The organism is Couchioplanes azureus (genome assembly GCF_014648355.1).
In the GTDB taxonomy this organism is placed as follows: Bacteria; Actinomycetota; Actinomycetes; order Mycobacteriales; family Micromonosporaceae; genus Actinoplanes; species Actinoplanes azureus.
Map to the genome: position 1 here is coordinate 468,228 of NZ_BMQY01000004.1, position 25,926 is coordinate 494,153.

Genomic DNA, 25,926 nt, shown 5'->3' on the forward strand with positions numbered 1-25,926 from the left:
TCTTATCACTGAGGTGACAAATGCTCGAGGATCTGCCCGACGGCGTCGCCGCCCGCCTGCGGGCGCTCAAGCCGCTGCTGCACCGGCGTGTGCTGGACACGATCCGCACGGTGATGAGCGCGCAGGGCCGGTCGCTGACCGGCGGGCAGGGCCGCGGCCTGGTCCTCGGGGTGGAGACCGCGGTGGACGCCTTCGTGGAGGCCGCGGGGTCCTCCTCGCCCGACCTGGCGCCGAGCCGGGCGGTGTTCACCCGGCTGGGCCGCACGGAGTTCCGCGAGGGCCACCGGGTCGACGCCCTGCGGACGATCCTCACCGCCGGGGGCCGGGACCTCTGGGCGTTCCTCGTCGCGCAGGACCTGCCGCCCGCCGCGCTGTACGTGCTGGCCTCGGCGCTGTTCGGCTACGTCGACGAGCTCGCCGGCGCGGCCGTCGAGGGCTACCTCGACGAGCAGGAGAAGAACGCCCGTGACTGGGACACCGTGCGGCGCCGGCTGATCACCCTGCTGGTGCAGCCGGACCCGCCGGGCGGCGCGGCGCTGCAGGCGGCCGCCGACGCCGCCCGCTGGCCGCTGCCGGGCACGGTCGCGGTCGTGAGCGTCGAGGGTACGGACGCCGAGCACCTGGCACGGACGGCGGGCAACGGCGTGATCGCCACGGTCATCGACGACGCCACCCGCATGGTCGTCCCGTCTCCCGGCACCGCCGGCCGGCTGGCACGCGTCGCGGCGGTGCTGGCGGGACGGCGGGCGGCGCTCGGGCCCGCGGTGGCGCTCGCCTCGGCACGGCTGTCGTACCGGATCTCGCGCCGGGCCCTGCGCATCCTGCCCGGCGACGGGCTCATCCGCTGCGACGACCGGATGCTGGAGCTCGTCACCGGCTGGGAGCCCGGCCTCATGGACCGGCTCGCCGACCGCGAGCTGGCCGCCGCCGGGCAGCTGCGCGAGCCGGAGCTGCAGACGCTGCACGCCTGGCTGCGCGAGCAGGGCCAGGTGGTGGCGGCGGCCGCGGCGCTGCACGCGCATCCGCAGACGGTCCGGTACCGGATGCGCAAGATCCGCCGGGCGTTCGGCGCCGTCCTGGACGACCCGGACGCGCGGCTACGGCTGGAGCTGGCGCTGCGGCACCGGCTCGCGGTGGGTCACCGTGGCGACGCCACCGGCTCGCCGACCTCCGTGGCGAGCCCCTCAACCAGCACCCGCCCGGCCTCCGCGGCGGGCAGCGGACGCGACAGGTAGTAGCCCTGCGCGTAGTCGCACCGCAGCTCCTTGAGGACGGCCAGCTGCACCGAGTCCTCGATGCCCTCGGCCACCGTGGTCATGCCGAGGCTGCGGCCCAGCCGCACGATCGTGCTGACCAGGGCCTCGTCCTCGTGCTCGCCGCCGAGCCGGTCGACGAACGAGCGGTCGATCTTGAGCGTGTCCATCGGGAACCGGCGCAGGTACGCCAGCGAGGAGTAGCCCGTACCGAAGTCGTCCATGGCCAGGGTGACGCCGAGCTCCTTGAGCCGGTGCAGCTGAGCGAGGTTCTCGTCGGTGTCGGTGAGCAGCACGCTCTCGGTCATCTCCAGGCAGAGCTGGTCGACCGGCATGCCGGTCTCGGCCAGCACCTCCGCCACCATCGCGGCGAGGTCGCCGTGCTCGAACTGGCGCACCGAGACGTTGACCGCCATCTTCAGCCGGCGGGTGGTACCCGCGCCCCAGGCCACCGCCTGCCGGCAGGCCTCCGTGAGCACCCACCGGCCGAGGGGGACGATGAGGCCGGTCGCCTCCGCCGTACCGATGAACTCCAGCGGGGAGACCATGCCCCGGGTGGGGTGGTACCAGCGGACCAGCGCCTCGAAGCCGGTGATCTCCCCGGTGCGCAGGTCGACGGTCGGCTGGTAGTGCAGCGCCAGCTCGTTGCGGGCCAGCGCGACGCGCAGGTCCGCCTCCAGCTCCAGGCGCTGGACCAGGCCGGCGAGCATCGCAGGGTCGTAGGCGGCCAGCCGGTCGCCGCCGCCGGACTTGGCGCGGTACATGGCCAGGTCGGCGTTGCGCTGCAGCTGCTCGACGTCGTCGGCGTCCGCGGCGCAGGCCAGCCCGATGCTCACCGCGACGTGCAGCTCGCGCTCGCCGACCTCGAACGGTTCCTCCAGGGCCGCGGCGATGCGCCCGGCGACCGCCTCCGCGTCGGCCCGGGCGGCGAGCGACTCGACGATCACGCCGAACTCGTCGCCGCCGAAGCGGGCCACCGTGTCCTCCTCGCGGACCGCGGCGCTGAGCCGGGCGGCCACCTGCACGAGCAGGGCGTCGCCCGCCGCGTGCCCCAGGCTGTCGTTGACCTCCTTGAAGCCGTCCAGGTCGAGGAAGAGGATCGCGACCTCGTCGCGCCCCTCGCACCGGGCGATCGCCTCGACCAGCCGCTCGCGGAACAGCGCCCGGCTGGGCAGGCCGGTCAGCGTGTCGTGGTACGCCTCGTACATGAGCCGGTCCTGCAGCTCCTTGGCGTCGTGCACGTCACGGGTGTTGAGCACCAGGCCACCGACCGCGGGGTCGTCGAGCAGGTTGGTGATGGTCATCTCGGCGAGCCGGACCCGGCCGTCCTGGTGGCGCATCGGCACCTCGATGACCGTGACGGTCTCCGGGCCGGCGATGACCGACTCGATGGCAGCGGCGATGCGCGGCCCGGACTTGCGCCCGGCGATCTCGACGAGCCGGTGGCCGAGCAGCACGTGGGCCGGCCAGCCGAAGATGCGCTCGACGGACTCGCTCTGGTAGACCAGCGTCGAGTCCGCGTCGATGATGGCCACCGACTCGGAGCTCTGCTGCACCAGCGCGCGGAACCGCTGCTCGCTCGCCTGCAGCTCGGCGGTGCGCTCGACCACGCGCGCCTCGAGGTGGCGGGTGAGGTGCCGGTTCTCCAGGAGGGTGAGCACCTGGCGGCAGACGATCAGCAGGATCAGCGCCGAGCGACCCCACGCGACGAAGGCGTCCGAGCTGCCGGTCGTCGCGTACGAGACGGCGTGGCAGATCAGCGCGGCGAGCACCGCCCCGTACGGGACCAGCATGGCGAACGCCCGCGGCTCGGCCTGGTCGGGCGCGACGGCCGGCGCGGGCGCGGTCGCGGTCTTTCCGGGATACCGGGCGGCGAGGAACACCAGCGCGAAGCCGAGGAACCAGCCCGCGTCCATCAGGCCGCCGGAGGTGTACTCGCTGGACAACGAGGCGTACGCGTACGCGCTGTCGCAGCCGCCCACGACCAGCATGGCCACGCCGACCAGGGTCAGCGGGCCGGAGTCCGGGCCGTCGCGGTGCAGCACGGCGAACATGTGCAGCACCACGGTGATCAGCACCACGCCGCTGAGCGGGTAGCCGAGCGAGACGCCGAGGCCGAGCGCGGTGTACTCGCCGGCACTGATCATCGGGTCGAGGACGAGGATCCAGCACACCAGCAGCAGGGAGCAGGCCATCATCGCGACGTCCACGAGGCCGCGGATCCGGTTGGCCGCCGACTTGCGGGGGGTCGGGACGAGGAACAGCGCCGCCGCGAGGATCGGCGTCGAGCCGAGGTAGCCGATGTCGGGCAGGCCGGGGAAGGGCACCGCCTGGCCGCGTACCGTCTCGATCCAGGTCCAGGTGGCCTCGCCGAACGCGTACGTCATCGAACCCAGCCCGATGCCGGCCCAGGCCGCCCGGAGCCGGCCGCGGCGGGCCCGGGCCCGGACGAGGCAGGCGCCGCTGGCGAGCACCAGAATGATCACGGTGCCGACGTCCGAGACGACGGCGCCCGTGGTGCCACCGACGATCATGAACCCGACGAAGACCGCGGTGAGGAGCGCGACGAGTGCCGTGAGCACTCCCGGGCGGCGGCTGCCGACCATCGCTCGTCCTCCCCGTCTGTCGCCGATGCCTTGACGAAGTCTTGAGATCGGGCGTACGGCGGTGCACTTGAGGGAATCGGCGTCAGGCGCGTACCGGCGCGGCCTTTTCCGCGACGCCGCGGGCGAGCACCCGGCCCAGCACAGCGGTGACGACACCGGCCAGGACCACGCCGAGCAGGCCGATCCGCAGGCTGGTGAGATCGGCCACGGCACCGACCAGCGGCGGCGACAGCAGGAAGCCGCCCCGCAGCAACCAGCTCACGACGGTGAGACCCGTGCCGGGAGCCAGGCCCGGAAGCTCGTCGGCCGTGTGCATGGCGGCGGGTACGAGGGTGGCGACGCCGAGCCCGGCGAGCGCGAACCCGGCGAGCGCCGTGGGCAGCGAGGGCAGGGCGAGGGCCACGCCCATGCCCGCGGCCGCCAGCAGGCTCCCGGCACGGACGACCCGGCGCTGGCCGAAGCGGTCGACGACACGGTCGCCGGTGAGCCGGCCGAGCGTCATGGCGACCTGCAACGCGACGAAGGCCAGGCCCGCCGTGGCGGCGCCCGCGTGCAGCTCGCCGCCGAGATAGAGGGCACCCCAGGACGCTCCCGCGTCCTCGACCAGGGAACCGCAGGCGGCGAGCACACCGAGGACGGCCAGCATCCGGACCGCGTGCCCGGTGACCGTGCGTACGCCGGTGCCACCGGCGGCCGGGGCGGCCGGGTGCCCGTCGCCGGCGGCGAGATCCCGCGCCTCGGCCACCCGGTCGGCGCCCTCCGCGCCGGGCAGCAGGAACCGCAGGGCGCCCAGCGCCACCAGGCTGAAGAGGGCGGCGGAGAGGGCCAGGTGCGCGGCGAGGGGGAGACCGAGGCCGGCCGCGGCGGAACCCATCAGGCCGCCGAGCACGGCACCGACGCTCCACACGCCGTGGAAGGAGTTGACGATGGAACGTCCGTACAGCCTCTGCACCCGCAGACCGTGCGCGTTCTGCGCCACGTCCACCATCGCATCGAGGGCGCCCGCCACCGCCAGCACGGCGGCGAGCACGGTCCAGTGGCCGGCGGCCGGGATCGCGAGGCTCGCCGCGGCCAGCGCCACGATGCCCCACGCCGCCACCCGGGCGGAGCCCAGCCGGCGGATCGCCGGGGCGGCGAGCAGGCCCGCGAGCAGCGCGCCCAGCGGCATCGCCGCCAGCGCCGTGCCGAGCAGCGCGTTGCTGACGTCGAGGTCGGCCTTGATCTGCGGATAGCGCGGGACGACGTTCGCGAACAGGGCGCCGTTGGTGAGGAACACGGCGGCGACGGCGGCGCGGGCGTGGCGTGCCTGCCGGGAGGGGGCTGGCGTACCGGTGACCTCACCCATGCGGCCGAGCGTACCCAGAACGCGGCGAGCCGCCCGGCAGTTCGCCGGGCGGCTCGTCGTGCGGTGGCGGTTCGCTCGTCAGGAGAGCTTGACGTCGAAGAGGGGGTTCGCGGCCAGGGTGCGGAAGGCGGCGAGGTTGGCCTTGGTGCTGTCGATGCTGATGTCGCGGTCACCCTGGTCGTCGTGCTTGGTGTCGAAGTAGACGATGGCCTTGATGTTCGGGCGCTTGGCCAGCTCCGGCAGCACGCTCTTGAAGCCCTCGGTCTTGTCCGCGATCTTGCCGACGCGGTGGTAGACGCCCCACTCGGCGACCATCAGCGGCTTGGTGGGGTGCTGCTTCGTCGCCCAGTCGTAGAAGGTGGGGCCGTTGGGGGCCTTGCGGTCGAGCAGGTCGGCGAAGGTGCCGTAGTGGTAGTAACCCTTCTCCGCGCTCACATACGAGTCCAGGCCCATCCAGTCGACGACGTCGTCACCGGGGTACAGGTCCTTCCACCACGACTGCGCCATCCACTTCTCGTTGCCCATGTACGCCATCACGTTGATCGCGTTGTCGACGCCCTTGGCGCGCAGCCGCTCGACGGTGTGGCGGTACATGGCGGCGAAGTCCTTGGCCTCCCAGCCGGAGCCGGCCTTGGCGATCACGTCGTTCTCCGGCTCGTGGTTGAGCACGAGGAAGAACTTCTCGGGGAACGTGGCCTTGACCCGGGCGGCGAAGCGGTCGATGCGGGCGTCCTGCTCACCCTTGGCGACCTTGGCCCACGTCGAGCCGTACGCGATCTTCCAGTTGAGCAGCAGCACGCGCGGGCGGGCGGCGTCGCGGGCCATGGCCATCTCGGACTTGGTGGGGAACGGCTCGTCACCCTTGTGGTAGGCGTGGAAGATGGTGGCGGTGCGACCGCTGAGGTTCTCCCAGTCCTTGAGCGCGGCGTCGCGCGGCGCGTCGGTGAAACCGCCGGCGGCGGCGCCCCAGAGCACCCCGCAGGACGGCACGAGCAGCTTGCCGGTCTTGCACTCGCCGGTCGCCGGCGCCGGCGGCGGCATGTCCTCCTCGACCGGGGCGACCGGGGGAACGGTGACGTCGGCGGGCGCCTCCACCGGCGGGACGACCGGGGCGGCCGGGGCGGCGAGCCTGACGGCGAGCACCGGGCCGCCCTTGCCCTCGCTGGACCGGAAGCGGGTGACGGCGCCGGTCGACTGGATCGCGAACGTGTACGCGCCCGGGCCGGAGACCGCGGCGTCCAGGTCGAAGCTCACCTCGGTGGCGTCGGCGGCCGGCTTGGCCGTGGCGGCGACGGCGCCGAGCGCGGGAGCGGTACGGGCGGTCAGCTTGGCCTCGGACCAGGCCGTGTCGGCGACCCGGTGGGCGGTCAGCCGGCCGCCGACCGCGCCGACCGTGGTCAGCTTCAGCCGGGCGCCGGTGACCTGCGCACCGGCCGGGACCAGGAACTTCAGGAAGGCGATCTTGGAGTCGCGCTCGAGGCGCCCGACGGAGAGCTTGCCCTCAGCGCCGAAGCCGGCGTTCTGCCGGCCGCTCGACACGTAGGTGTCGTCGGTGGCGGTCAGCTGCAGGTCCGCACCGGCCGGGGCGGCGGCGGCCGGGGCGGCGGCCAGCAGGCTGCCGGCACCCGCGAACAGGGCGGCCAGGGCGGTGACGGACGTGAGCGGCTTCGAGCGACGCAATTTTTCTCCCCCGAGTTGTCCGGCCGCGTCTCGGCCGGGCATGGGAGAAACAATCCGGGGCGTGCGGTGCACGTACCGGTCCCGGCCAGGTGCGAGCCGGTTGCGAACGAACCGAACGGCGGCACTTGAGGATTTCGGGGGCTTTCCGCGGTCATATGCTTCGCTCGCGAGCGTCGACCGTACGAAGGAGCGCAGTGCCCGTGAGCGACGTCGGTGCCGTCCTGGCGGCCATGCCCGTGATCGACGGCCACAACGACCTGCCCTGGGCCCTGCGCGCCCGCGCCGGCTACCGGGTCGGCGGCCTCGCCGCGGGCCGGCCGCAGTTCCACACGGACATCGCCCGGCTGCGCGCCGGCGGGGTGGGCGGGCAGTTCTGGTCCGTGTACGTGCCGTCGCACCTGAGCGAGCCGGAGGCGGTCGTGGCGACGATGGAGCAGGTCGACGCGGTGTACCGGCTCGTCGCGGCGTACCCGGACGACCTCGCCATCGCGTACACCGCGGCGGACGTGCTGGCGGCCGTCGGCGCGGGCCGAATCGCCTCGCTGCTCGGCATCGAGGGCGGGCACAGCCTGGCCTCGTCGCTGGGCGTGTTGCGCGCCTTCGCCCGCCTCGGCGTGCGGTACGTGACCCTCACCCACAACCACCACACCGGCTGGGCCGACTCCGCCGCGGAGGCGTCCCGCCACGGCGGGCTGACCGGCGAGGGCCGCGCCGTCGTCGCCGAGATGCAGCGCATCGGCGTCCTCGTGGACCTGTCCCACGTCGCGGTGGCGACGATGCACGCGGCCCTGGACGTCGCCACCGCGCCGGTGATCTTCAGCCATTCCTCCGCCCGTGCCGTCACCGACCACCGCCGCAACGTCCCCGACGAGGTGCTGGACCGGCTCCGCGGCAACGGCGGCGTGTGCATGGCGACGTTCGTGCCGCCGTTCGTCTCCGCGGAGGTCTCCGCGTGGGCCGCGGCCGCGGAGGAGGAATGCCGGCGGCTGGGCCTGCCGCCGGATCCGGAACCGTGGCCCCGCGCCCCCCGCCCCGGCGAGGAGATCCCGGACTCGGCGGTCCCGGAGACACCGGAGGCACTGCGGCCGTGGCTGGCCGCCCATCCCCGCCCGTCGGCGACGGTCGCCCAGGTGGCCGACCACGTCGATCACCTGCGGGAGGCGGCCGGGGTGGACGGTGTCGGGCTGGGCGGCGACTACGACGGATGCGACCGGCTGCCGGAGGGGCTGGAGGACGTCTCGGGATATCCGCGGCTGCTCGCCGAGCTCGCCGCGCGCGGGTGGACGGGGGCGGAGTTGGAGAAGCTGACCGGCCGCAACGTGCTGCGCGTGCTGCGGGCGGCCGAGGAGCACGCCACCGAGCCGATGTGGCCGGCGGCGCCGTCGCGGCTCACCGGGTGAAGAGCACCGCTGTCAGCAGCAGCACCGGCACGGAGGCCAGGGTGGAGAGGAAGACGGCGTCGCGGGCCAGCACCAGGCCGGTCCGGAAGCGCTGGGCGTACAGGAAGATGTTCTGCGCGGTGGGCAGGGCCGCCAGCACCACCACGGCGTAGGTCGCGTCGCGCGGCAGGCCCAGCGCGACGGCCAGCAGGAAGGCGAAGGCCGGCATGACCGCCGTCTTGAGGACGACGGCCGCGACCGTGGCGACCCGGCCGGTCCCGGGCTCGAGCAGGCGCCGGCCCGACAGCGACATCCCGAACGCGATCAGCACCACGGGCACCGCCGCCGACCCGATCGTGGCGACCGGCTCGGCGAGCAACGCCGGCACCCGCAGGCCGGTCACGCAGACGGCGAGGCCCAGAACAACCGCCACGATCAGCGGATTACGCAGCGGCGCCGTCACGGTCGAACGCACCGACGTCCGCCCCGTGACGGCGATCTCCAGCAGGGTGAGCGCGACCGGCGTGACCACGAGGAGCTGCCACATCACGATCGGCACGACCAGCGCGGCGTCGTCGAGCACGTAGGTCGCGACCGGAATGCCGATGTAGTTCGCATTGGTGTAGCCGGCGGCCAGCGCACCCACGATCCTGGCCCCCCGGCCGAAGCGCCGGGCGGTCGCCGCGAACGCCCCGAAGCACAGGAGCGCCGAGGCGGCCGAGACGAGCAGGGATGCACTGAGCAGGACGCGCAGGTCGGCAGCGGCGACGACGGTGAAGAGCAGGCACGGCGTGAGGACGGAGTAGACGAGGCGGCCGAGGACCGCCTCCGCGTTATCCGGCAGAGCACCCCACCGGCCGACGGCCCACCCGGTGAGCACGATGGCCCCGATGAGCGCGAAACCGGAGAGAGCGGAGATCACACGACACGCTAGCCGAGCGGCGGAACCGGCACCGGCCGCGGTCAGCGGGCGTGCCCGTGGGGCCGGCGTGCGCTCGGCGCGGGGTCCGCGCTACTGGACTCCACCAGACACGGCGTCCGCGCGACCCGACCCCGACCAGACACCACGTCCGCGCGACCCGACCCCGACCACACACCACGTCCGCGCGACCCGACCCCGACCACACACCACGTCCGCGCGACCCGACCCCGACCACACACCACGTCCGCGCGACGCGACCCCGACCACACACCACGTCCGCGCGACCGGGCCGAGGGCGCACGGCGGGCGCGTCCGTCAGGACGACGCCCAGGCCGGCGGCGGTGGTGAATCGCCGCCGTTCGGCGCGGGTGCCGGCCGCGCCGGGGGCGTCTACACCAGGCCGGCGTCGTGGACGAGCAGGGCGATCTGGACGCGGTTGTCGAGGTCCAGCTTGGTCAGGAGGCGAGACACGTGGGCCTTCACCGTGGCCACGCTCATGAACAGTTCGGCCGAGATCTCCGCGTTCGTCCGGCCCTGCCCCACGGCGAGCGCCACGTCACGCTCGCGCTCGCTCAACGTCTCCAGGAGCCGGCGGGCACGAAGGCGGCCGGCGTTGCCGTCCGGGGCGGCCACATGGGCGATCAGCCGCCGGGTCACCGTCGGCGAGAGCGTCGCCTCACCGCAGGCCACCCGGCGAACCGCCTGCAGGATGTCGATCGGCGGCGTGTCCTTGAGCAGGAAACCGCTGGCCCCCGCCCGCAGCGCCCGGAGCACGTCCTCGTCGGCGTCGAACGTGGTCAGCACGATCACCTCGGGAGCACCGGCTCGCGAGCGCAACGCCTCGGTCGCCGCCAGCCCGTCGACCCGCGGCATGCGGATGTCCATCAGCACCACGTCCGGCCGGTGCTCCGCGACTGCCTGGGGCACCTGCGAGCCGTCCGCCGCCTCACCGACGACCCGGACGTCACTGGCTCCCGACAAGATCATGGTCAGACCGGCACGAACCAGCGCGTCGTCATCGACGATCAGCACCCGCACCGGCGGGGACTGCGGGACGCTGCCGGAAACGGGCACTGCTCCGTCCGGCATTGGCAGCGCCGCAACTCCCCCGCCCGCAAGCACCGGTCCACCGCCGCAACGGTCACCGTCTTCCCCGAGCAACGCATCTCCCATCCCCGTTCACCGAACCTTCCTTCGCAACCAACACACCACGTTTCAGACACGTCCCTCGTCGCCCGGCAACGCGCTCAGCCTTCCGGCCGCCGCCTAGCCTGGCGGCCGTCCGGCGGCTCTCGCCTGGCGGCCTCCGGCGACGTCAGCCCAGCGGCCTCCCAGCCCCTCCAGCCCAGCGGCCCGCCGACAGCTCCCGCCCAGCGGCCTCCCAGCTTCTCCAGCCAGCGGCCTTCCAGCGCGCCAACCGAGCGGCGTCCCAGCTCCTCCCGCCCGGCGGCCTCCCGGCCCAGCGCCCCTCCGGCAGCTCCGCACCTGTCCGGTCGCTGTAGCTTGGCGGCCCGTCCGGCGGCGGTGCTCAGTCGGGCCACGGCAGCCATGCCACCAGCACGAAGTCGCCTTGGGGACCGTGGCCGTGCGTCAGCGTTCCGCCTGCCAAGGTGGCTCGCTCGGTGAGGCCGATCAGCCCGGTGCCGGTACCCGGGATGACCGACACCGGGCGGCCCACCGGCGCCGGGTTACGGACGTCGATGGTGAGCCCCTCGCCGGGCGCGCCGCTGACGGACACCCGGACCGCGGTGCCCGGGGCGTGCTTGCGGGCATTCGTCAGGCTTTCCTGCACGATCCGGTACGCCGTGCGCCCGATGCCCGATGGCGTCTCGCCGGGCCGGTCGACGGTCAGCGACAGGCTCACCTTCATGCCGGCCGCGCGGGACTCGTCAACGAGGGCGGGCAGCTCGCTCAGGGTCGGTTGGGGGCGCTCCGGCGGAGCCTCGACGGCCGGATCGCGCAGCACGCCGATGACCTCGCGCAGGTCCTGCAGGGCCTGGTGCGCGCTGGCGCGGATCACCCCGGCGGCGTTCGCGACCTCGGTGGGCGACGCGTCCGGCCGGATCTCCAGGGCACCGGCATGCAGGCTGAGCAGCGAGATGCGGTGGGCGAGGACGTCGTGCATCTCCCGGGCGATGCGGGTGCGCTCGAGGGCACGAGCCTGGGCGACGCGCAGTTGCTGCTCGGCCTCGGCCCGCTCCGCGCGGTCGCGCAACGACACCACGAGCTCCCGGCGCGCCCGCACGATCATTCCCCAGAGCACCACGATGCTCACGATGGCCAGGCTCCAGGCCACCGATTCCACGACGGCGGTGCCCTGCTCGGGCCGGATCAGGCAGAACGCCACATTGGTCAGCATCGCGCCCACCGTCACCACGCCGGTCACCGCGAACCGGCGGTGCACCGCGACGGAGAACAGGCTGATCAAGCCGACCACGGCGATGGTGACCGACATCGTTCCGAAGATCAGCACTCCGACGCCGAGCTGCACCGGCCATCGCCGGCGCCACCACAGCGCGACGGAGAACACGAGACCGATGGCCAGGTCGGTGAAGACCAGCCAGTCCGGGGTGGAACTCCACTGCGGGATCACCTCCTGAACCGGGCTGAGCAGGTCGGCCGTTGCGAGAAGCGTCCAGCCGAGACTCAGGACGAAGCAGAGGATGTCGATGATCCAGTCGCGGGTCGAGCGCGGCCCGGGTGGCGCATCCGCCTCGTCGCGCAGGACGGCCGGGAGCAGCCAGTGGTATTCCGGCTGCTCAGGCGGGCGCGCCGAATCCCGTTGCTGGTGCGGGCCTGCCGAATCCGACTGCCCATGCAGGTCGGCCGACTCCGGCCGCCCATGCAGGTCCACCGACTTCGGCCGCCCATGCAGGTCCACCGACTCCGCCTGCCCATGCGGGCGCCCTGACTCCGGCTGCCCAAGCGGGCTCTCCGAATCCGGCTGCCCATGTAGGCCTACCGGATCCGGCTGCCCGTGTGGGCGTACCGGCGCGAGCTCTCCCATGGCGGCCATCGTAGGGTTGCCGCCGCAAGGCCCGATACCGACCAAGGTCGAAGGTTGCTCTAGACCAAGGTTCGCCGGCGCCGACCTGTGGCCGACGCGCCACGCCGGCCGGTCACGGCACGCTGAGTCGCATGATCGAGGTTCACAACCTGAGCAAGCGGTACGGGCCCCACGCCGCTGTCGATGACGTCTCCTTCACCTGCACGCCCGGCACGGTGACCGGCTTCCTCGGACCCAACGGTGCCGGCAAGAGCACCACGATGCGGATGATCTGCGGTCTCACCCCGCCGACGTCCGGCTCGGCGACCGTGGACGGCGTCCCCTACCGGCGGCTGGGCAATCCCGGGCGGCGCGTCGGCGTGCTGCTCGACGCCTCGGCGCAGCATGCGGGGCGTACCGGCCGCGAGGTGCTGACCTTGGCCGCGCTGACCATGGGCGTCGACACGCGGAGGGTCGACGAGAGCCTGCAACGCGTCGGCCTCAACCGCACTGCCGCCAAGCGGCGGATCAAGGCGTATTCGCTCGGCATGCGACAGCGGCTCGGGCTGGCATACGCCCTGCTCGGCGATCCGGGCATCCTCGTCCTCGACGAGCCGGCCAACGGTCTCGACCCGGAGGGCATCTTCTGGATGCGCGGCTTGTTGCGCGACTTCGCCGACCGGGGCGGCACCGTACTGCTCTCCTCGCACCTGCTGCGCGAAGTGGAGGCGGTGGCGGACCGGCTCGTCGTCATCGGCGGCGGCCGGATCGTGGCGCAGGGAGCCAAGGAGGAACTGCTCGCCGCGTCGGGCACGGTGGTACGCGCGCTCGACGCGAGTGCGTTGGAGATGGCACTGCGTCGCGCCGGGCTCATCGGCACCGCGACGACCGACGGGGGCGTCGTGGTGCAGGCGGACGCCGAGACCGTCGGGCGGGCGGCCGCCGACGCGGGGGTGGTGCTGGTCGAACTGCGCCCGGCCGGCAGCAGCGGCCTGGAGAACCTGTTCCTGACGTTGACCGCCGGTGAGCCGGCGAAGGAGGCCGTGCGATGACCACCGTCCAGAATCCGCCGACCTCCGCGCCCGGTGTTGCGCCTGGATCGTCCGGTGGCCGTACGGGGGAAAGGGTGTCCTTGATCCGGCTCGTCCAGGTGGAGTTGCGCAAGCTGGCAGACACCCGGTCGGGGTTGTGGCTGCTGATCGCCATGGGCCTGGCCGCGGCGGCCACGGCCGTGATCATGATCGCCGCGGCGCCGGATGCCGAGCAGACGTACCGGGGGCTGCTCGCGTTCGGCCTGGCGCCGGCGAGCGTGCTGCTGCCCGTGCTCGGCATCCTGTCCATGACCAGCGAGTGGTCGCAGCGGACGGCGCTCGGCACGTTCACCCTGACTCCGGCCCGCGGGCGGGTCATCGTGGCGAAGCTGGTGGCGGCGGTGCTCATCGCGGTGGCCGCGACGGCAGCGGCGGCCGCGCTGTCCGCGGTGGCCAACCTGGTCGCCATCGGTACGGGTGGGGACGGCAGCTGGGAGATCACCGCCGACCAGCTCGGCCGGCTGCTGCTCAACCAGGTCATGTTCGTGCTCATGGGTTCGGCGTTCGGGGCGTTGCTGTTGAACTCCCCGGTGGCCATCGTGCTGTACTTCGCCATCCCGACGGCATGGTCGGTGATCGGCGGGATGGTCAAGTGGCTGCAGCGCGCGGCCGAGTGGCTCGACGTCAACGTCACGTCGCTGGCGTTGAGCGAACCGACGATGAGCGCCGGGCAGTGGGGCCGGCTCGGCGTGGCCTGCGCATTCTGGGTAGCCATGCCACTGGCGCTCGGCACTGTGCGGGTCCTGCGCCGCGAGGTGTCCTGACCGCTGGACCCGGCAGGCGCGTGGGCACAACGGTCCGTGCGTCGTGGAGCCCCGATCGGAGGGTCGGAGTCAAGGTCCGTGCGTCGGGAGCCCCGGCCCATGTGTCGAAGCCCTGCCTCCTAGCGTCGGTACCGCCGCCTTGGCCGGCTGCGGTACCGCGCTTCGCGGCCGCCAGGTGGACGACACGTCGGCATCGACGGCGGACGGCACCTCGGACTAGTTCCGGCCCGGACGGCACCTCGGACTAGTTCCGGCCCGGACGGCACCTCGGACTAGTTCCGGCCCGGACGGCAAGCCTCGGTGACCGCGGCTCCGGCGGCCCCCTCGAGCCGGCACGGGGACGAGGACGGCCGCCTGGTCCGCGGCTGCCGCCCCGCCCGAGCGGGACCGCACGCCTGCGCCGCGCGCTCTCGCTCGGGCGGGGCGGCGGTCTTAGGCTGAGGGCATGCCGATCGGTGCGCAGCCTCCCGGCCGTCGGGGAACCGTGGACAAGCCGTACAGCGCGCTCAACTTACGGCTTGTCCTGGCCCTCTTCGGTGTCGTCGTCTGCTCGGGGCTGGCCGTCCTGCTGTTTCGGCGAGGGTGGACGGTGCCCGGGTGGTTGCTGGCCGGATGGGCGGTGGTCGCCGCCGGGGACGCCGTCGTGGTGCAGTTGCGGCGGCGGGCTCGGTCGCGGGCGGAGGGCGGGCGGCACCACTCGCTTTTCGAGTAGCCGCGTCTTGCACCTTTTGACCGCTACGTGGCGGTAGCGTCCTGTGCTGTGCGCGCCTCACTTCGCCTCTCCGCCGCTGCCCTCCTGATCACACCCCTGCTGTTGTCGCCTGCCTCGCCGGTCCACGCGAGCAAGGTCGCCGACGCGGGCCTGGCGGTCGCCACGGGCCTGGCGGCCCACGAGGGCTTTCCGGCCACCACAGGCCCATCGGGCCACGACGGCTCTGCGGCCTCCACAGGCCCAGCGGCGCAGGAGGGCTCTGCGGCCACCACAGGCCTAGCCGCCCACGAGGGCTCTGCGGGCCACAACGGCACAAGAGGCCATACCGGCACAGAAGCTACGCAAAGCACCCCAGCTGGTAGAGGACCCATCCAAGACACCCCGGTCGGCACGGCAGCCGCCGGAGGCACCGCAGCCGACGCACGCTCGGCCGTCGCCTCGAACGAGACGGGCACGGCGACCACAACGGCCACCACCCGGAGAAACATCACCGCCGCGCCTGCCCCCTCGACCCCCATCGACGACGTCCGACCCCCCTCCCGCAAGACCTTCTCCACCGCAGGGCTCGGCACCCGCCCGCGAGGCTTCGCCCGCCGCGCCGCCAGGCCGACCCCGGCCGCCGGCACCGTACGGGAGTGGCTCGCCCTCGACGACGTCGGCGGGCGGTTCTACCGCAAGGACTACACGCTGCGGGGCGTCGGCGCGCACATCGAGGTCTGGGTGGCGAACGACCTCACCTTTCCCGCCGGTGACTGCCGGCCCGCCGGCTCGACCGACGTGACCGACGCCCAGGTCGCCGACCTGGTCCGGGAGTTCGACACGACGATCCACCCCCGGGAGACCGCCGCCTTCAGCACCCCGCCGGACCGCGACGGCACCGATCCCCTGCTCTCCGGCGACTTCACCGGCGCCGGCGAGCGGACCGTCACCCTCGTCGACAACGTCCGCGACGACAACTACTACGACTTCCCCGAGGCGGCCACGTACATCGCGGGCTTCTTCTCGTCGCAGCTCAATGAGCTCGTGGACCGCAACGTCATGACCATCGACGCGTACGACTGGAAGCACCGCACCGGGGCCACCCCTGCGGACGAGCCGACCGACGACCTGTGCACCAGCCGCCCGGCCCGGCCCCGGATGTACGAGGGCACGTTCGCGCACGAGTGGCAGCACCTGCTGCAGTACTACACCGATCCGGGCGAGGACCTCTGGGTGAACGAGGGCCTGTCCGACTACGCCCAGAGCCTGGTGGGCTACGCCGACACCACCGCCACCGTGTACCACCGCGGCGCGGACAGCCATCTGGTGTGCTTCCAGGGCTTCGCCGTCGTGCGGACTCCCTTCAACGCCAACCCGCGGGAGTGCGGCGGGGCGCAGGGCTCGCTGAACCTGTGGGACGAGGGCAAGCCCGATGAGGTGCTGTCCGACTACGGCCACGCGTACCAGTTCATGGTCTATCTTCGCGACCGGTTCGGCCCGGCGGTGCTGTCGCGGCTGCACCGCGACCGCGCGCACCAGGGGCTGGCCGCGGTGCAGGAGGCGCTCGGCCCGGGCGTACGGCTGCACGCCGTCCTGCACGACTTCCAGACGATGACGCTGGTCGACAAGGTCGTCGGCGACGGGACCATGACCGGCGTGCCCCGCGAGCGGGTCAGCGTGCCCGGGCTGCGGTCCACGGTCAACCTGGCCAACCCCGCCTCGTACGAGCGCCCGGGCGCCGCCCCCAACGGCGCGGACTACGTACGGTTGCGCGATGCCGCCGGGCGGTCGCTGACCGGAGCGGCGTTGCGGTCCGTACGGTTCCGCGGCGCCCGCACCCTGCCCCCGCTTCCGCTGACCTGGCAGGTCCGTGACGGCGCCCTGTTCTCGGGCGACGCCAGCAACACCGACGCGTCCGCGGTCGTGTCGGTGCGGGTGCCCGAGGGCCGGCCCGCCCTGACGCTGCGCGCCCGCTACGGCGCCGAGGAAGGCTACGACTACGGGTACGTGACCGTGTCGACCGACGGCGGGCGCACGTACCGGGCGATCCCCGGCGACCGGACCGTCCGCGGCCCGCTCGGTCCCGGCGTGACCGGGCACACCGACGGTTTCGTGCCGCACCGCTACGACCTTTCCGCGTACGCCGGCACGACCGTCCTCCTCGGTCTGCGCTACGTCAGCGACGGCGCGGTGAACGAGGGCGGCTGGTACGTCGACGACCTGGCCGTGGAATCGCACCGGATCAGCGACGGTTCGAGCCTGCGCGGGTTCCGGTCGCCGTCGCAGATCCTGCCGGTGGCGGTGCACGCGTGGCACGTCCGGCTGATCGGCCTCGACGACGCGGGGCGGCGGGCGCGGCAGGTGCCGGTGGAGCGGTTCGCGGCGCTGCGGTCGTATCCGAAGGTGGTCGCGGTGGTGGCGTACGACGAGCCGACCGGGGAGCTCGCGCAGTACGCCCCGTACACCTTGACGGTGAACGGGGTTTCTCAGCCCGGCGGCAGCACTCCGTAGATCAGGGCGGGCGAGCCGGCGCCGCCCCGGACGATCTGGCCGCCGCACAGCAGGAATGCCCCGGTCGCCGGCAGCGCGGCCAGGTTGGCCAGGACCTCGACGCTGATCCGGTGCTCGCGGTGGACCAGCCGGGAGACCGCGTACGTCGGATCGGCGCCGCGGTCGGGCCCGAAGGTGTCGGTGCCGGTGCCGCCGCGCCGGCCGAGGCGCCCGGTGCCGATCAGCCACCGGACCGCGTCCTCGCCGAAGCCGGGCTGGTGCATGACGCCGTCGCGGTCGTAGCCGTAGTAGGCGTCCGTTCCCCATTTCGCGTCCCAGCCGGTCCAGAGCACGACGACCGACTCCGGCGGGATGGGGCCGTGGTGGCGTTCCCAGGCGAGCAGGTCGGCCCGCGAGAGCGCGTAGTCCGGGTCGGCGGCGCACCGCTCGCGGACGTCGATCTTGACCGCGGGCCGGAAGAGGTCGTCCACGTCGAGGTCGTCGGCGAGCGCGGCGCCGTCGGTGAAGTGCCCGGGCGCGCTCCAGTGCGTGCCGGTGTGCTCGCCCTGCCGCAGGCGGTGCAGGCGGAAACCGTGCTCGGCGATGGTCGCGACGGGCTCCATCTCGAAGGCGGGATCGCCGGGATAGAGGCAGGTCGTCGCGGGGTCGGCGACGTGCGACAGGTTGACGAGATCGAGCCGCATCCGGCCAGTCTGCCGGTCGCGGCCCCGACCCGCACGTTGACACTGTCACATTGACAGTGTCAGGATGTCGGCGTGTGGACGATGGACGAGCTCGTCGAACAGGTACGCCGGGCACTCGCGGCGGAATATCCCGGCGCCCCCAACGGCCGGGTCCGCGACGTGCCCGACCGGCGCGCCATCCGGTGGTACACGACGACCGGACTCGTCGACCGCCCGTCCGGCATGCGCGGCCGCATCGCCCTCTACGGCCCGCGGCACCTGCTGCAACTGGTCGCGCTCAAGCGGCGCCAGGCGCAGGGGCACTCGCTGGCCGCCATCCAGGCGGAGCTCGCCGGCGCGACCGACGCCGAGCTCGCGGCCGTGGCGCGGCTGCCGCTGGTCCCCCCGCCGCCGGCCCCGCTCGCGCCGGCCCGTCCCCGCTTTTGGGCGACGCCGCCGGCTCCCCCGGCACCTCCGGCTCCGCCGCCCCCGGCCGCCGTCGCGGTGCAGGAGGTCGGTGGCGTCGCGCTGGGCGGCGGCGCCATCCTGATCCTTCCGGTACGCCCCCAGAGCGCCGACCACCCCGCCATCGCCGCCGCCGCCGCGCCCCTGCTGGACCTGCTCGCCACCCGTGGCCTGCTCGCCGGCTCCCCCACCGACCCGCACACCCCCGCCGACCCGCGCGCCTGCGACGAGCGGCACACGGACCGTCCTCGGCACACCGTCTCTCCGCAGCACACCGTCTCTCCGCAGCTCACCGACTTTCCGCAGCACGCCGACTTTCCGCAGCACACCGGCGACGAGCAGCATGCCGACGGTGAGCAGCACACCGATGATGGGAGCCCGTCATGACCCTGTCCGTCACGCCGATGGAGCCGGCGGAGCTCGGCCGCATCCGCGTCCTGCCCGGCGCCGGCCTCGGCGCTCTGCGCACCGACCGGGGCAACCTCCCCCTGGACCGGCTCGACGTCCAGACCCGGATCAGCGGGCTCGTCGCCCGGACCACCGTCACCACCGAGTTCGTCAACGCCTACGACACCGCACTGGAGGCCACGTACGTCTTCCCGCTGCCCGACCGCGCCGCCGTCACCGGCATGACGATGACGGCCGACGGGCGCACCGTCGAGGCCGAGCTGCAGGAGCGCGGCGCGGCGCGCGAGGCGTACGACCGGGCCGTCGAGGCCGGCCGGCGGGCGTCCATCGCCGAGGAGGAACGTCCCGACGTCTTCACCATGCGGGTCGGCAACATCGTGCCCGGCGAGCGGGTCGTCGTCGAGCTCGCCCTGGTCGGCCCCCTGCCGTGGGAGGACGGCGCGGCGACGTTCCGGTTCCCGCTCGTCGTGGCGCCCCGCTACGTGCCCGGCGTCCCGCTGCCCGGCACGCCGGTCGGCGACGGCCAGGCCCGCGACACCGACGCCGTGCCGGACGCCTCGCGGATCACTCCCCCGGTGCTGCTCCCCGGCTTCCCCAACCCGCTGCGCCTGTCGATCGGCGTCGACATCGACACCGCCGGGCTGCCCCTGGACGAGGTGCGGTCCAGCCTGCACACGGTCACCACGGCCGGCACCCGGTTCGAGATCGCCCCCGGCGAGCGGGCGGACCGCGACTTCGTCCTGCGGCTGCCGTACGCCGGCGACGGCTCCGGCGCGGTGTGCGTGCCGGACCCGGCCGCGGACGAGCCGGGCGGTACGTACCAGCTCGTGGTGCTGCCACCGGCCGCCGCCGACGCCCCGGCCGGGCCCAAGGACGTCGTCCTGCTGCTCGACCGCTCGGGCAGCATGCGCGGCTGGAAGATGGTCGCCGCCCGGCGCGCCGCCGCCCGGGTGGTGGACACGCTCACGGCCGCCGACCGGTTCGCGGTCCTGACCTTCGACCACCAGATCGACTACCCGCAGGACCTCGGCGGCGAACTGGCGGAGGCGACCGACCGGCACCGCTTCCGCGCGGTCGAGCACCTCGCCCGCGCCGACGCCCGCGGCGGCACCGAACTCCTCGCCCCCCTGCGCGAAGGCCTCTCCCTGCTCGCCACGCCGGCCGGGCCCCGCACGGCCGGGTCCGACAGAGCCGCGCCCGCGAATTCCGAGCGGTCCCCGGCGGCCGGGGCCGAGCAGACCCCGGCCGCCGGATCGGAGCAGACCCCGGCCGCCGGATCGGAGCAGCCCGCGGCCGCCGGCTCGCAAGGGTCGGCAGCGGCCGGGCGCGATCGGGTGCTGGTGCTGGTCACCGACGGCCAGGTGGGCAACGAGGACCAGATCCTCGCCGAGGTCAGCGCGCTCGTCGGCACGACCCGGGTGCACACCGTCGGCATCGACCGGACGGTGAACGCGGGCTTCCTCGGCCGCCTGGCCACCCTCGGCGCCGGGCGCTGCGAACTGGTCGAGAGCGAGGACCGGCTGGACGAGGCGATGGAGCGGATCCACCGCCGGATCGGCGCCCCGGTGGCCACCGACGTGACCGTGACCGGCGTCGACCCCGTCCGGCCGCAATCGATCTTCCCGGGGGTGCCGCTGGTCCTCTTCGGCCGGTACTCCGGCGCCGCCCCGGGCTCGCTGACCGTCCATGGCCGCACCCGCGACGACGAGACCTTCACCGTCGAGGTCCCGGCCGACCTGCGGGACGAGCCGGCGGTCACCGCCCAGTGGGCGCGCGCCCGGCTGCGGGAGCTGGAGGACCGCTACGCCGCCGGCGAGAACGGCCTGGAGAAGGAGATCGTAGGGACATCGCTGCGGTACGGGGTGCTGTGCCGGTTCACGGCGTTCGTCGCGGTGGACAGCCGGGTGGTCCACGAGGGCGGCGAGCGGCGCCGGGTCACCCAGCCGGTGGAGGCGCCGTCGGGATGGGAGATGGCCGACCAGGCGGCACCGTTCCTGATCGCCGGAGCCGCCGCCCCGATGTCGCTCGCGGCCCCCGCGCCCGGCGGCCCCGCGCCCGGCAGCCCCGCGCCCGGCAGCCCCGCGCCCGGCAGCCCCGCGCCCGGCGGATTTCCTCCCGGCCCGCCCGCGCCCGGCATGCCCGCGCCGTCCATGCCACCGGCGCCGCCCGCACCCGGCATGCCGCCACCCCCGCCGCCGGCGGCGCCCGGCGGTCCGCGGTTCGCGCCCGCCCGGGCCGGGTTCGCGCGGGGACCGCAGCCGTTCGCGGCCCTGCCGTCGGCGGTCATGGCGCGCGGCCGGGGAAAGACGGCGGCGAGCGCCTCGGGCGTGACCCTCGAAAGCCTGGCGGAGATCGTCGCGGTCGAGGCGACGAGGTTGCGCCAGGCGCAGGACCGGCCCGCGGCGCAACGGCGTGACCTGCTGGCCGACCTGGGCAGCCGGCTCGCCGCCGTGCTGGAGGGCATGACCGGGCCGGAGGTCGCCGCGCTGCGCGAGCTGGTCGAACGGCTGCGTGCGCCGGGCGACCTGGCCGCGGACTGGGCCTACGCCCGCGAGGTCCTGGACGGCTTCACCCCGGCCGGCCGGGGGCACAAGGCGTTCTGGAGACGCTGACCCTCACCGGGGCGGATCGGCCGGTGGGAGCGCGAGGTAGGCCGGCCGCAGGAGCTCGGCGAGCGGCCGGCCGCCGTAGCGCAACGCCGGCGGATCGAGCTGGTCGAGCAGCAGGTCGGGACGCGTCGGCGGGAGGGGCGGGGCGAGCGCGGGTGGCGTACCCGCGCCCCAGAAGTCGGCCGGGTCGCCGAGACCCGCGTTCCCGGCCTCGGGGGCCGCCGGGGCCGCGTCCGCCTCGTGGGCCGACGTGCCCCGCAGCTGGCTCAGCCGGACCAGGAGCTCGTCGCGGCCGCGGCCGCGCCAGGCGAAGACGCCGAAGGGGTCGCTCTCGAACGAGGCGGCGAGGGCGTAACAGGTCGCCGCCAGGTGGGCGCAGGGCATCGGCCACCGCTCGCAGCTGCAGTCCATCGCGACCTCGTCGAGCGACAGCGGCAGCAAGGTCAGGCCGGCGGCGGAGAAGACCGTGTCGATGTCGTCCGGCATCCGGCCGGCGAGCAGGTCGGCGACGTAGCGGACCTGCGCGGCCAGGTCGTCCTCGACGCGCGCCCACTCCGCCGCGCCGAAGGCCCGGACCGCGATGCGGGCGCGGAAGGCATGGGCGTCGTCGGGGCCGCGGACCTGGGCGACGACCAGGCTGCTCGAGATCGTCAGGCTGCGGACGTGCCCGGCGCGGGCGTCGCGGCGGCCGCGGGCGAAGGTCGGCGCCATCCGCAGCGCCTCGAACATCGCCACGAAGGGCGCGGAGTACCGGTCAGTCACCGACGGCCTCCGGATCCAGCCGGGCCAGGTCGCGCAGCTCGTCGGTGGAGAGCGTGGTGAGCCAGCCCTCGCCGTTGCCGACCACCCGCTCGGCGAGCACGCCCTTGCCGGCGATGAGCCGGTCGATGCGCTCCTCCAGGGTGCCGAGGCACACGAGGGTGTGCACGTGCACGTCGCGGTGCTGGCCGATGCGGAAGGCTCGGTCGGTCGCCTGCGCCTCCGTGGCCGGGTTCCACCAGCGGTCGACGTGCACGACGTGGTTGGCGGCGGTGAGGTTGAGGCCGGTGCCGCCGGCCTTCAGCGACAGGACGAAGATCCCCGGCCGCCGGTCCGCCTGGAAGGCCGCGACCATCTCGTCGCGGGCGCCGCGCGGGGTGCCGCCGTGCAGGTAACGGACCGGCACGCCGAAACGGGCGGCGAGATGCGGCACCAGCATCGCGCCGAAGCGGGTGAACTGGGTGAAGCACAGGACGCTCTCCCGCTCGCCGAGCGCGGCGTCGAGGATCTGCTCCAGACGTTCCAGCTTGCCCGAGCGCCCGGGCAGCGGCGAGCCGTCGCCGAGCAGGTGGGCGGGATGGTTGCAGACCTGCTTGAGCTTGGTCATCGCGGCCAGGACGAGACCCTTGCGGCGGGTCTCGGTGGTCTCCTTGAGCCGCAGCAGCATGTCGTCGAGCACGGCGCGGTAGAGGGTGGCCTGCTCGGCGGTCAGCCCGCACAGGTGGCGGGTGTGACGCTTGTCGGGCAGGTCGCCGGCGACCGCGGGATCGGACTTCACGCGGCGCAGCAGGAACGGCCGGGTGGCGTGGCGCAGCCGGGCGGCGGCGTCCTCGTCGGCGTACCGCTCGATCGGCACGGCGTAGCGGTTGCGGAAGGTGTGCGCGCTGCCCAGCAGGCCGGGGTTGAGGAAGTCGAGGATGGACCACAGCTCGTCGAGGCGGTTCTCGACCGGGGTGCCGGTCAGGGCGACGCGGTGCCGGGCCGGGAAGCGGCGCACCGCCCGCGCCGCCCCGCCCGCGCTGTTCTTGATGTGCTGCGCCTCGTCCAGCACGACCCGGTCCCACGCCACGGCGGCGAGCGCGTCGGCGTCGCGGGTCGCGGTCGCGTAGGTGGTCAGCACGACGTCCGCGCCGTCGGCCAGCCGCGCCGGATCCGGCCGGTCGGCGCCGTGCAGCACCCGCACCCGCAGCGACGGCGCGAACCGGGCGGCCTCGCGCTGCCAGTTGCCGAGCACCGACAGCGGGCAGATCAGCAACGCCGGCCCGTCGCCGCGGTGCAGCAGCAACGCCAGCAACTGCACGGTCTTGCCCAGGCCCATGTCGTCGGCGAGGCAGGCGCCCAGGCCCAGGCCGTCGAGAAAGGCCAGCCACGAGAAACCCCGTCTCTGGTACGGCCGCAGCACCGCGGTCAGCCCCCGCGGCGGCTCCCGCAACTCGAGCCGCTCGCCGAGCCGCCCGGACAGCAGGTCGGCGACCCACCCGCTGCCGCGCACCTCGGTCACCGGCAGCGGCACCTCCTCCGGGGGCAGCAGCCGCACCAGGCGCAGGGCGTCCCCGGCGGTCGTCGTGCCGCCGCCGCGCCGCAGGAACTCCAGGCCCGCCCGCAGCCGCTCGGGGTCGAGGTAGACCCAGCGGCCCCGCATCCGGACCAGCGGCACCTTGACCCGGGCCAGGTCGGCGAGCTCGGTCTCGGTGAGCACCCGGCCACCGAGCGACAGCCCCCAGTCGTACCCGACGATCGTGGCGAGATCGGCGGCCTCGTCGCGCAGCACCGGCGCGGCGGCCGGCGCGCTGCGCACCTCGAGGGCCAGCCCCAGGCGTTGCGGCTCCCGCCACCAGGCGGGCAGCAGCACGCCGAACCCGGCCTGCTCGAGCAGCGCGGCGTGCCCGAGGAAGCGGTGGGCGCCCGCGGTGTCGAGAACCAGCTCGGCGGGGCGGGGCAGGCGCAACGCGGCGTCGAGCTCGCCGCACCACCGCGCGGCCCGCCCGAGCCCGGCGATGAGCCGCTCCTGGGGCCGGTGCGTCCACCGCCGCAGCGGAGCGGCGGCATCACGCCACACGTCGGCGGCGGGAACGAGAAGGCTGGGCTCGTCGACCGGCTGCAGCAGGAACTCCAGCAACCACGCACCGCCGCCGTCGACGCCGTCCGCCACGGAAGCGGCACCGGCATCCGAAGCGGCACCGGCATCCGAAGCGGCACCGGCATCCGAAGCGGCACCGGCATCCGAAGCGGCACCGGCATCCGAAGCGGCAGCGGCATCCGAAGCGGCGATGGCATCCGAAGCGGCGATGGCGTCGCAAGCCGCGAGCGCTGCCGGAGCCGTAGAGCCGCCCGGAGCGGCAGCGGCATTCGCAGCGACAGTGGCATTCGCAGCGGTGTGGGCATTCGGAGCGGAGGCAGCGTGGAAAGCGGAGGTGGCGTCGGGCTCGTCGGGGTCGGGCTCGTCGAGGGCGCTGAGCCGGAACACGACCCGGACGGCGGCGCCGCTGCTCGCCTCGGCGTGCCAGGCGTCCAGCGCGTCGGCGACGGCGTCGAGGTCGCCGGGCGGGGCCTCGACGACGGGGTCGCCGTCCGCGGTGAGGGCGGCCAGCCAGGGCGCGCCGGCCAGGGTGACGCGGGACTCGGCCAGCCGGGTGCGGACCAGGCCGTCGACCAGGCGTTCCAGGGCCGCGTGCAGCGCGTCGGCGGCGGGCAGGCCGGCGACGTCGCCGGGGCGGGCGCGCTCGGCGCGGCAGGCCGCGGGCATGACCCGGATCAGCTCGGCATGCCGCGCGGCGTCCGGCCCGGTGAGCACCGGCCGCCAGAGAGTCCGGGCCCGGGGACCCGCGGGTCGCACCGCGGGCAGCACGCGCCCGCGCGCGACCAGGTCGGCGGCGAAGGCGCAGACCTCGGCGAGGTAGGTCACCGACGGCGCGGCCCGGGCGCCCAGCTCGTCGGCCAGCTCGCCGGTCACGAACGGCACGGCGACCGCGGGCACCCGCCAGGGCCGCAACCGTGGCCGCCCCCGCCGCGGCGCCGTCCCGAGCTGCGGGGAAGGCAGCGGCCCGGCAGAGGTCGAGGGCAGCAGCAAGGTGGCTGCCCGTGGCTCACCGGCGGCCGCACAGCCAGCGGCGGCCGCAAGACCACCGCTGGCGGCAGAGCCACCGGCCGCTGGGACCGCGAAGGGATGCGTGCCTCGCTCCCGTCCCGTGCCTGCGTCCTCCGGCGGACCGGCACGTTCCAGCCATAGCGCGAGGGCCCCGTCGCGGGTGACGAACCCGTGCAGCACCGTCACGCCGGTGCCGGTCATTCGAGCCGCCAGGCGATGTCGGGCGGCCGCACCCGGGCGCACCGCGGTCCTCCGTCCGCTCCGGTCAGCCCGAGCCGGCCCACCAGCACACCGGCGCCGTCGTGGGCGGCCCGCAGCGTCCCGGTGGGCACGTCGCCGAACATCAGCTTGGCCCGCCGGAACATGGCGAAGGCCGGGCCGTCGACGGCGCCCCAGCTCAGATAGAGGAACCGGGCGCCGGGACGCCCGTGGACCCAGGGACCGCCGACGTCGAGCAGCCCGTCGACCTCGCGGCTGGTGACCTCGAGCTCCCACCGCACTCCCGCCGCGTCGGCGGGGAACCGGTCGACGACCTCGGTCCTGCGCTGCACGCCCACGTGCACGTTGCCGCGCCGCAGGGCGTCGGCCTCGGCCCCGCCCCGCCGCCCGGGCAGGTCGTCGCCCTCGATCCTGATCAGCACGCCTGCACTCTAGGCCGCCCCACCGACATTTCCCCGGCACCGGCACCGGCACCGGACGCCGGCCCT

General features: G+C 74.3%; 18 protein-coding genes. 8 read left to right on the plus strand and 10 right to left on the minus strand.

What is annotated here, in order from left to right; genetic code table 11:
* Positions 1-20 precede the first annotated feature (20 nt).
* Complete coding sequence (locus IEY99_RS17295) at positions 21-1,235, plus strand: PucR-like N-terminal domain-containing protein (RefSeq protein WP_189204384.1); 1,215 nt, start codon at positions 21-23, stop codon at positions 1,233-1,235.
* Here IEY99_RS17295 and IEY99_RS17300 read toward each other — a convergent pair.
* The 3 genes from IEY99_RS17300 to IEY99_RS17310 all read right to left on the minus strand — a co-directional run bounded on the left by IEY99_RS17300 (position 1,139) and on the right by IEY99_RS17310 (position 6,884).
* Positions 1,139-3,859 carry a putative bifunctional diguanylate cyclase/phosphodiesterase gene (locus IEY99_RS17300; protein ID WP_189204386.1) on the minus strand — a complete coding sequence of 907 codons (2,721 nt, stop codon included), beginning with the start codon at positions 3,857-3,859 and terminating at the stop codon, positions 1,139-1,141. The two genes, IEY99_RS17295 and IEY99_RS17300, sit on opposite strands and share 97 nt — an antisense overlap.
* 82 nt (positions 3,860-3,941) lie before the next feature.
* A complete protein-coding gene (locus tag IEY99_RS17305; RefSeq protein ID WP_189204388.1) occupies positions 3,942-5,204 on the minus strand; it encodes an MFS transporter in 1,263 nt (420 codons plus the stop codon).
* A gap of 78 nt (positions 5,205-5,282) precedes the next feature.
* Entirely contained in the window at positions 5,283-6,884 is a 1,602-nt protein-coding gene (locus IEY99_RS17310) for a CBM96 family carbohydrate-binding protein (protein WP_229798835.1), read from the minus strand.
* A gap of 200 nt (positions 6,885-7,084) precedes the next feature.
* Here IEY99_RS17310 and IEY99_RS17315 point away from each other — a divergent pair, with 200 nt between their 5' ends.
* Positions 7,085-8,284, plus strand: a complete 1,200-nt coding sequence (locus tag IEY99_RS17315) for a dipeptidase (protein ID WP_229798838.1) — start codon at positions 7,085-7,087, stop codon at positions 8,282-8,284.
* On the opposite strand, the gene IEY99_RS17320 is transcribed toward IEY99_RS17315, so the two are convergent.
* The 3 genes from IEY99_RS17320 to IEY99_RS17330 all read right to left on the minus strand — a co-directional run bounded on the left by IEY99_RS17320 (position 8,274) and on the right by IEY99_RS17330 (position 11,925).
* Complete coding sequence (locus IEY99_RS17320; protein ID WP_189204392.1) at positions 8,274-9,185, minus strand: AEC family transporter; 912 nt, start codon at positions 9,183-9,185, stop codon at positions 8,274-8,276. The two genes, IEY99_RS17315 and IEY99_RS17320, sit on opposite strands and share 11 nt — an antisense overlap.
* A 390-nt stretch (positions 9,186-9,575) precedes the next feature.
* Positions 9,576-10,274, minus strand: a complete 699-nt coding sequence (locus IEY99_RS17325) for a response regulator (protein WP_189204394.1) — start codon at positions 10,272-10,274, stop codon at positions 9,576-9,578.
* Positions 10,275-10,713: 439 nt separating this feature from the next.
* Positions 10,714-11,925: a sensor histidine kinase gene (locus IEY99_RS17330; protein ID WP_373293381.1), complete on the minus strand. Its 1,212-nt coding sequence runs from the start codon at positions 11,923-11,925 to the stop codon at positions 10,714-10,716.
* Positions 11,926-12,323: 398 nt separating this feature from the next.
* On the opposite strand from IEY99_RS17330, the gene IEY99_RS17335 reads away from it, so the two are divergent.
* The 4 genes from IEY99_RS17335 to IEY99_RS34935 all read left to right on the plus strand — a co-directional run bounded on the left by IEY99_RS17335 (position 12,324) and on the right by IEY99_RS34935 (position 17,228).
* Entirely contained in the window at positions 12,324-13,223 is a 900-nt protein-coding gene (locus IEY99_RS17335; protein WP_189204397.1) for an ABC transporter ATP-binding protein, read from the plus strand.
* Entirely contained in the window at positions 13,220-14,026 is an 807-nt protein-coding gene (locus IEY99_RS17340; RefSeq protein WP_229798843.1) for an ABC transporter permease, read from the plus strand. Before IEY99_RS17335 ends, IEY99_RS17340 begins: the two co-directional genes overlap by 4 nt.
* Positions 14,027-14,471: 445 nt before the next feature.
* On the plus strand, positions 14,472-14,738 hold the full coding sequence (locus IEY99_RS17345) for a hypothetical protein (RefSeq protein WP_189204398.1): 267 nt from the start codon (positions 14,472-14,474) through the stop codon (positions 14,736-14,738).
* A gap of 48 nt (positions 14,739-14,786) precedes the next feature.
* Positions 14,787-17,228: an immune inhibitor A domain-containing protein gene (locus IEY99_RS34935; RefSeq protein ID WP_268245122.1), complete on the plus strand. Its 2,442-nt coding sequence runs from the start codon at positions 14,787-14,789 to the stop codon at positions 17,226-17,228.
* Here the strand turns inward: IEY99_RS34935 and IEY99_RS17355 are convergent.
* Positions 17,204-17,911, minus strand: coding sequence for a cyclase family protein (locus IEY99_RS17355; protein ID WP_189204399.1), 708 nt, complete (start codon positions 17,909-17,911; stop codon positions 17,204-17,206). The two genes, IEY99_RS34935 and IEY99_RS17355, sit on opposite strands and share 25 nt — an antisense overlap.
* A gap of 81 nt (positions 17,912-17,992) precedes the next feature.
* Between IEY99_RS17355 and IEY99_RS17360 the strand changes: the two genes are divergently transcribed.
* Together IEY99_RS17360 and IEY99_RS34295 are read left to right on the plus strand one after the other, a co-directional pair.
* Entirely contained in the window at positions 17,993-18,742 is a 750-nt protein-coding gene (locus IEY99_RS17360; RefSeq protein ID WP_229798922.1) for a MerR family transcriptional regulator, read from the plus strand.
* Positions 18,739-21,375: a VIT domain-containing protein gene (locus IEY99_RS34295; RefSeq protein ID WP_229798845.1), complete on the plus strand. Its 2,637-nt coding sequence runs from the start codon at positions 18,739-18,741 to the stop codon at positions 21,373-21,375. Before IEY99_RS17360 ends, IEY99_RS34295 begins: the two co-directional genes overlap by 4 nt.
* A gap of 3 nt (positions 21,376-21,378) precedes the next feature.
* Here the strand turns inward: IEY99_RS34295 and IEY99_RS17370 are convergent, their stop codons facing one another.
* The 3 genes from IEY99_RS17370 to IEY99_RS17380 form a co-directional block, all read right to left on the minus strand.
* Positions 21,379-22,134, minus strand: coding sequence for an SWIM zinc finger family protein (locus IEY99_RS17370; protein WP_229798846.1), 756 nt, complete (start codon positions 22,132-22,134; stop codon positions 21,379-21,381).
* Positions 22,127-25,201: a DEAD/DEAH box helicase gene (locus tag IEY99_RS17375; protein WP_308427055.1), complete on the minus strand. Its 3,075-nt coding sequence runs from the start codon at positions 25,199-25,201 to the stop codon at positions 22,127-22,129. Before IEY99_RS17375 ends, IEY99_RS17370 begins: the two co-directional genes overlap by 8 nt.
* A 215-nt stretch (positions 25,202-25,416) precedes the next feature.
* Positions 25,417-25,860, minus strand: coding sequence for a DUF5990 family protein (locus IEY99_RS17380; protein WP_189204401.1), 444 nt, complete (start codon positions 25,858-25,860; stop codon positions 25,417-25,419).
* Between the last annotated feature and the right edge of the window lie 66 nt (positions 25,861-25,926).

What these genes read in the sequence shown, in the direction of transcription:
- IEY99_RS17295 (WP_189204384.1), top strand. Translation starts at nt 21, where the DNA reads ATGCTCGAGGATCTGCCCGACGGCGTCGCCGCCCGCCTGCGGGCGCTC.
- IEY99_RS17300 (WP_189204386.1), bottom strand. Translation starts at nt 3,859, where the DNA reads ATGGTCGGCAGCCGCCGCCCGGGAGTGCTCACGGCACTCGTCGCGCTC.
- IEY99_RS17305 (WP_189204388.1), bottom strand. Translation starts at nt 5,204, where the DNA reads ATGGGTGAGGTCACCGGTACGCCAGCCCCCTCCCGGCAGGCACGCCAC.
- IEY99_RS17325 (WP_189204394.1), bottom strand. Translation starts at nt 10,274, where the DNA reads ATGCCGGACGGAGCAGTGCCCGTTTCCGGCAGCGTCCCGCAGTCCCCG.
- IEY99_RS17335 (WP_189204397.1), top strand. Translation starts at nt 12,324, where the DNA reads ATGATCGAGGTTCACAACCTGAGCAAGCGGTACGGGCCCCACGCCGCT.
- IEY99_RS17340 (WP_229798843.1), top strand. Translation starts at nt 13,220, where the DNA reads ATGACCACCGTCCAGAATCCGCCGACCTCCGCGCCCGGTGTTGCGCCT.
- IEY99_RS17345 (WP_189204398.1), top strand. Translation starts at nt 14,472, where the DNA reads ATGCCGATCGGTGCGCAGCCTCCCGGCCGTCGGGGAACCGTGGACAAG.
- IEY99_RS17355 (WP_189204399.1), bottom strand. Translation starts at nt 17,911, where the DNA reads ATGCGGCTCGATCTCGTCAACCTGTCGCACGTCGCCGACCCCGCGACG.
- IEY99_RS17360 (WP_229798922.1), top strand. Translation starts at nt 17,993, where the DNA reads ATGGACGAGCTCGTCGAACAGGTACGCCGGGCACTCGCGGCGGAATAT.
- IEY99_RS34295 (WP_229798845.1), top strand. Translation starts at nt 18,739, where the DNA reads ATGACCCTGTCCGTCACGCCGATGGAGCCGGCGGAGCTCGGCCGCATC.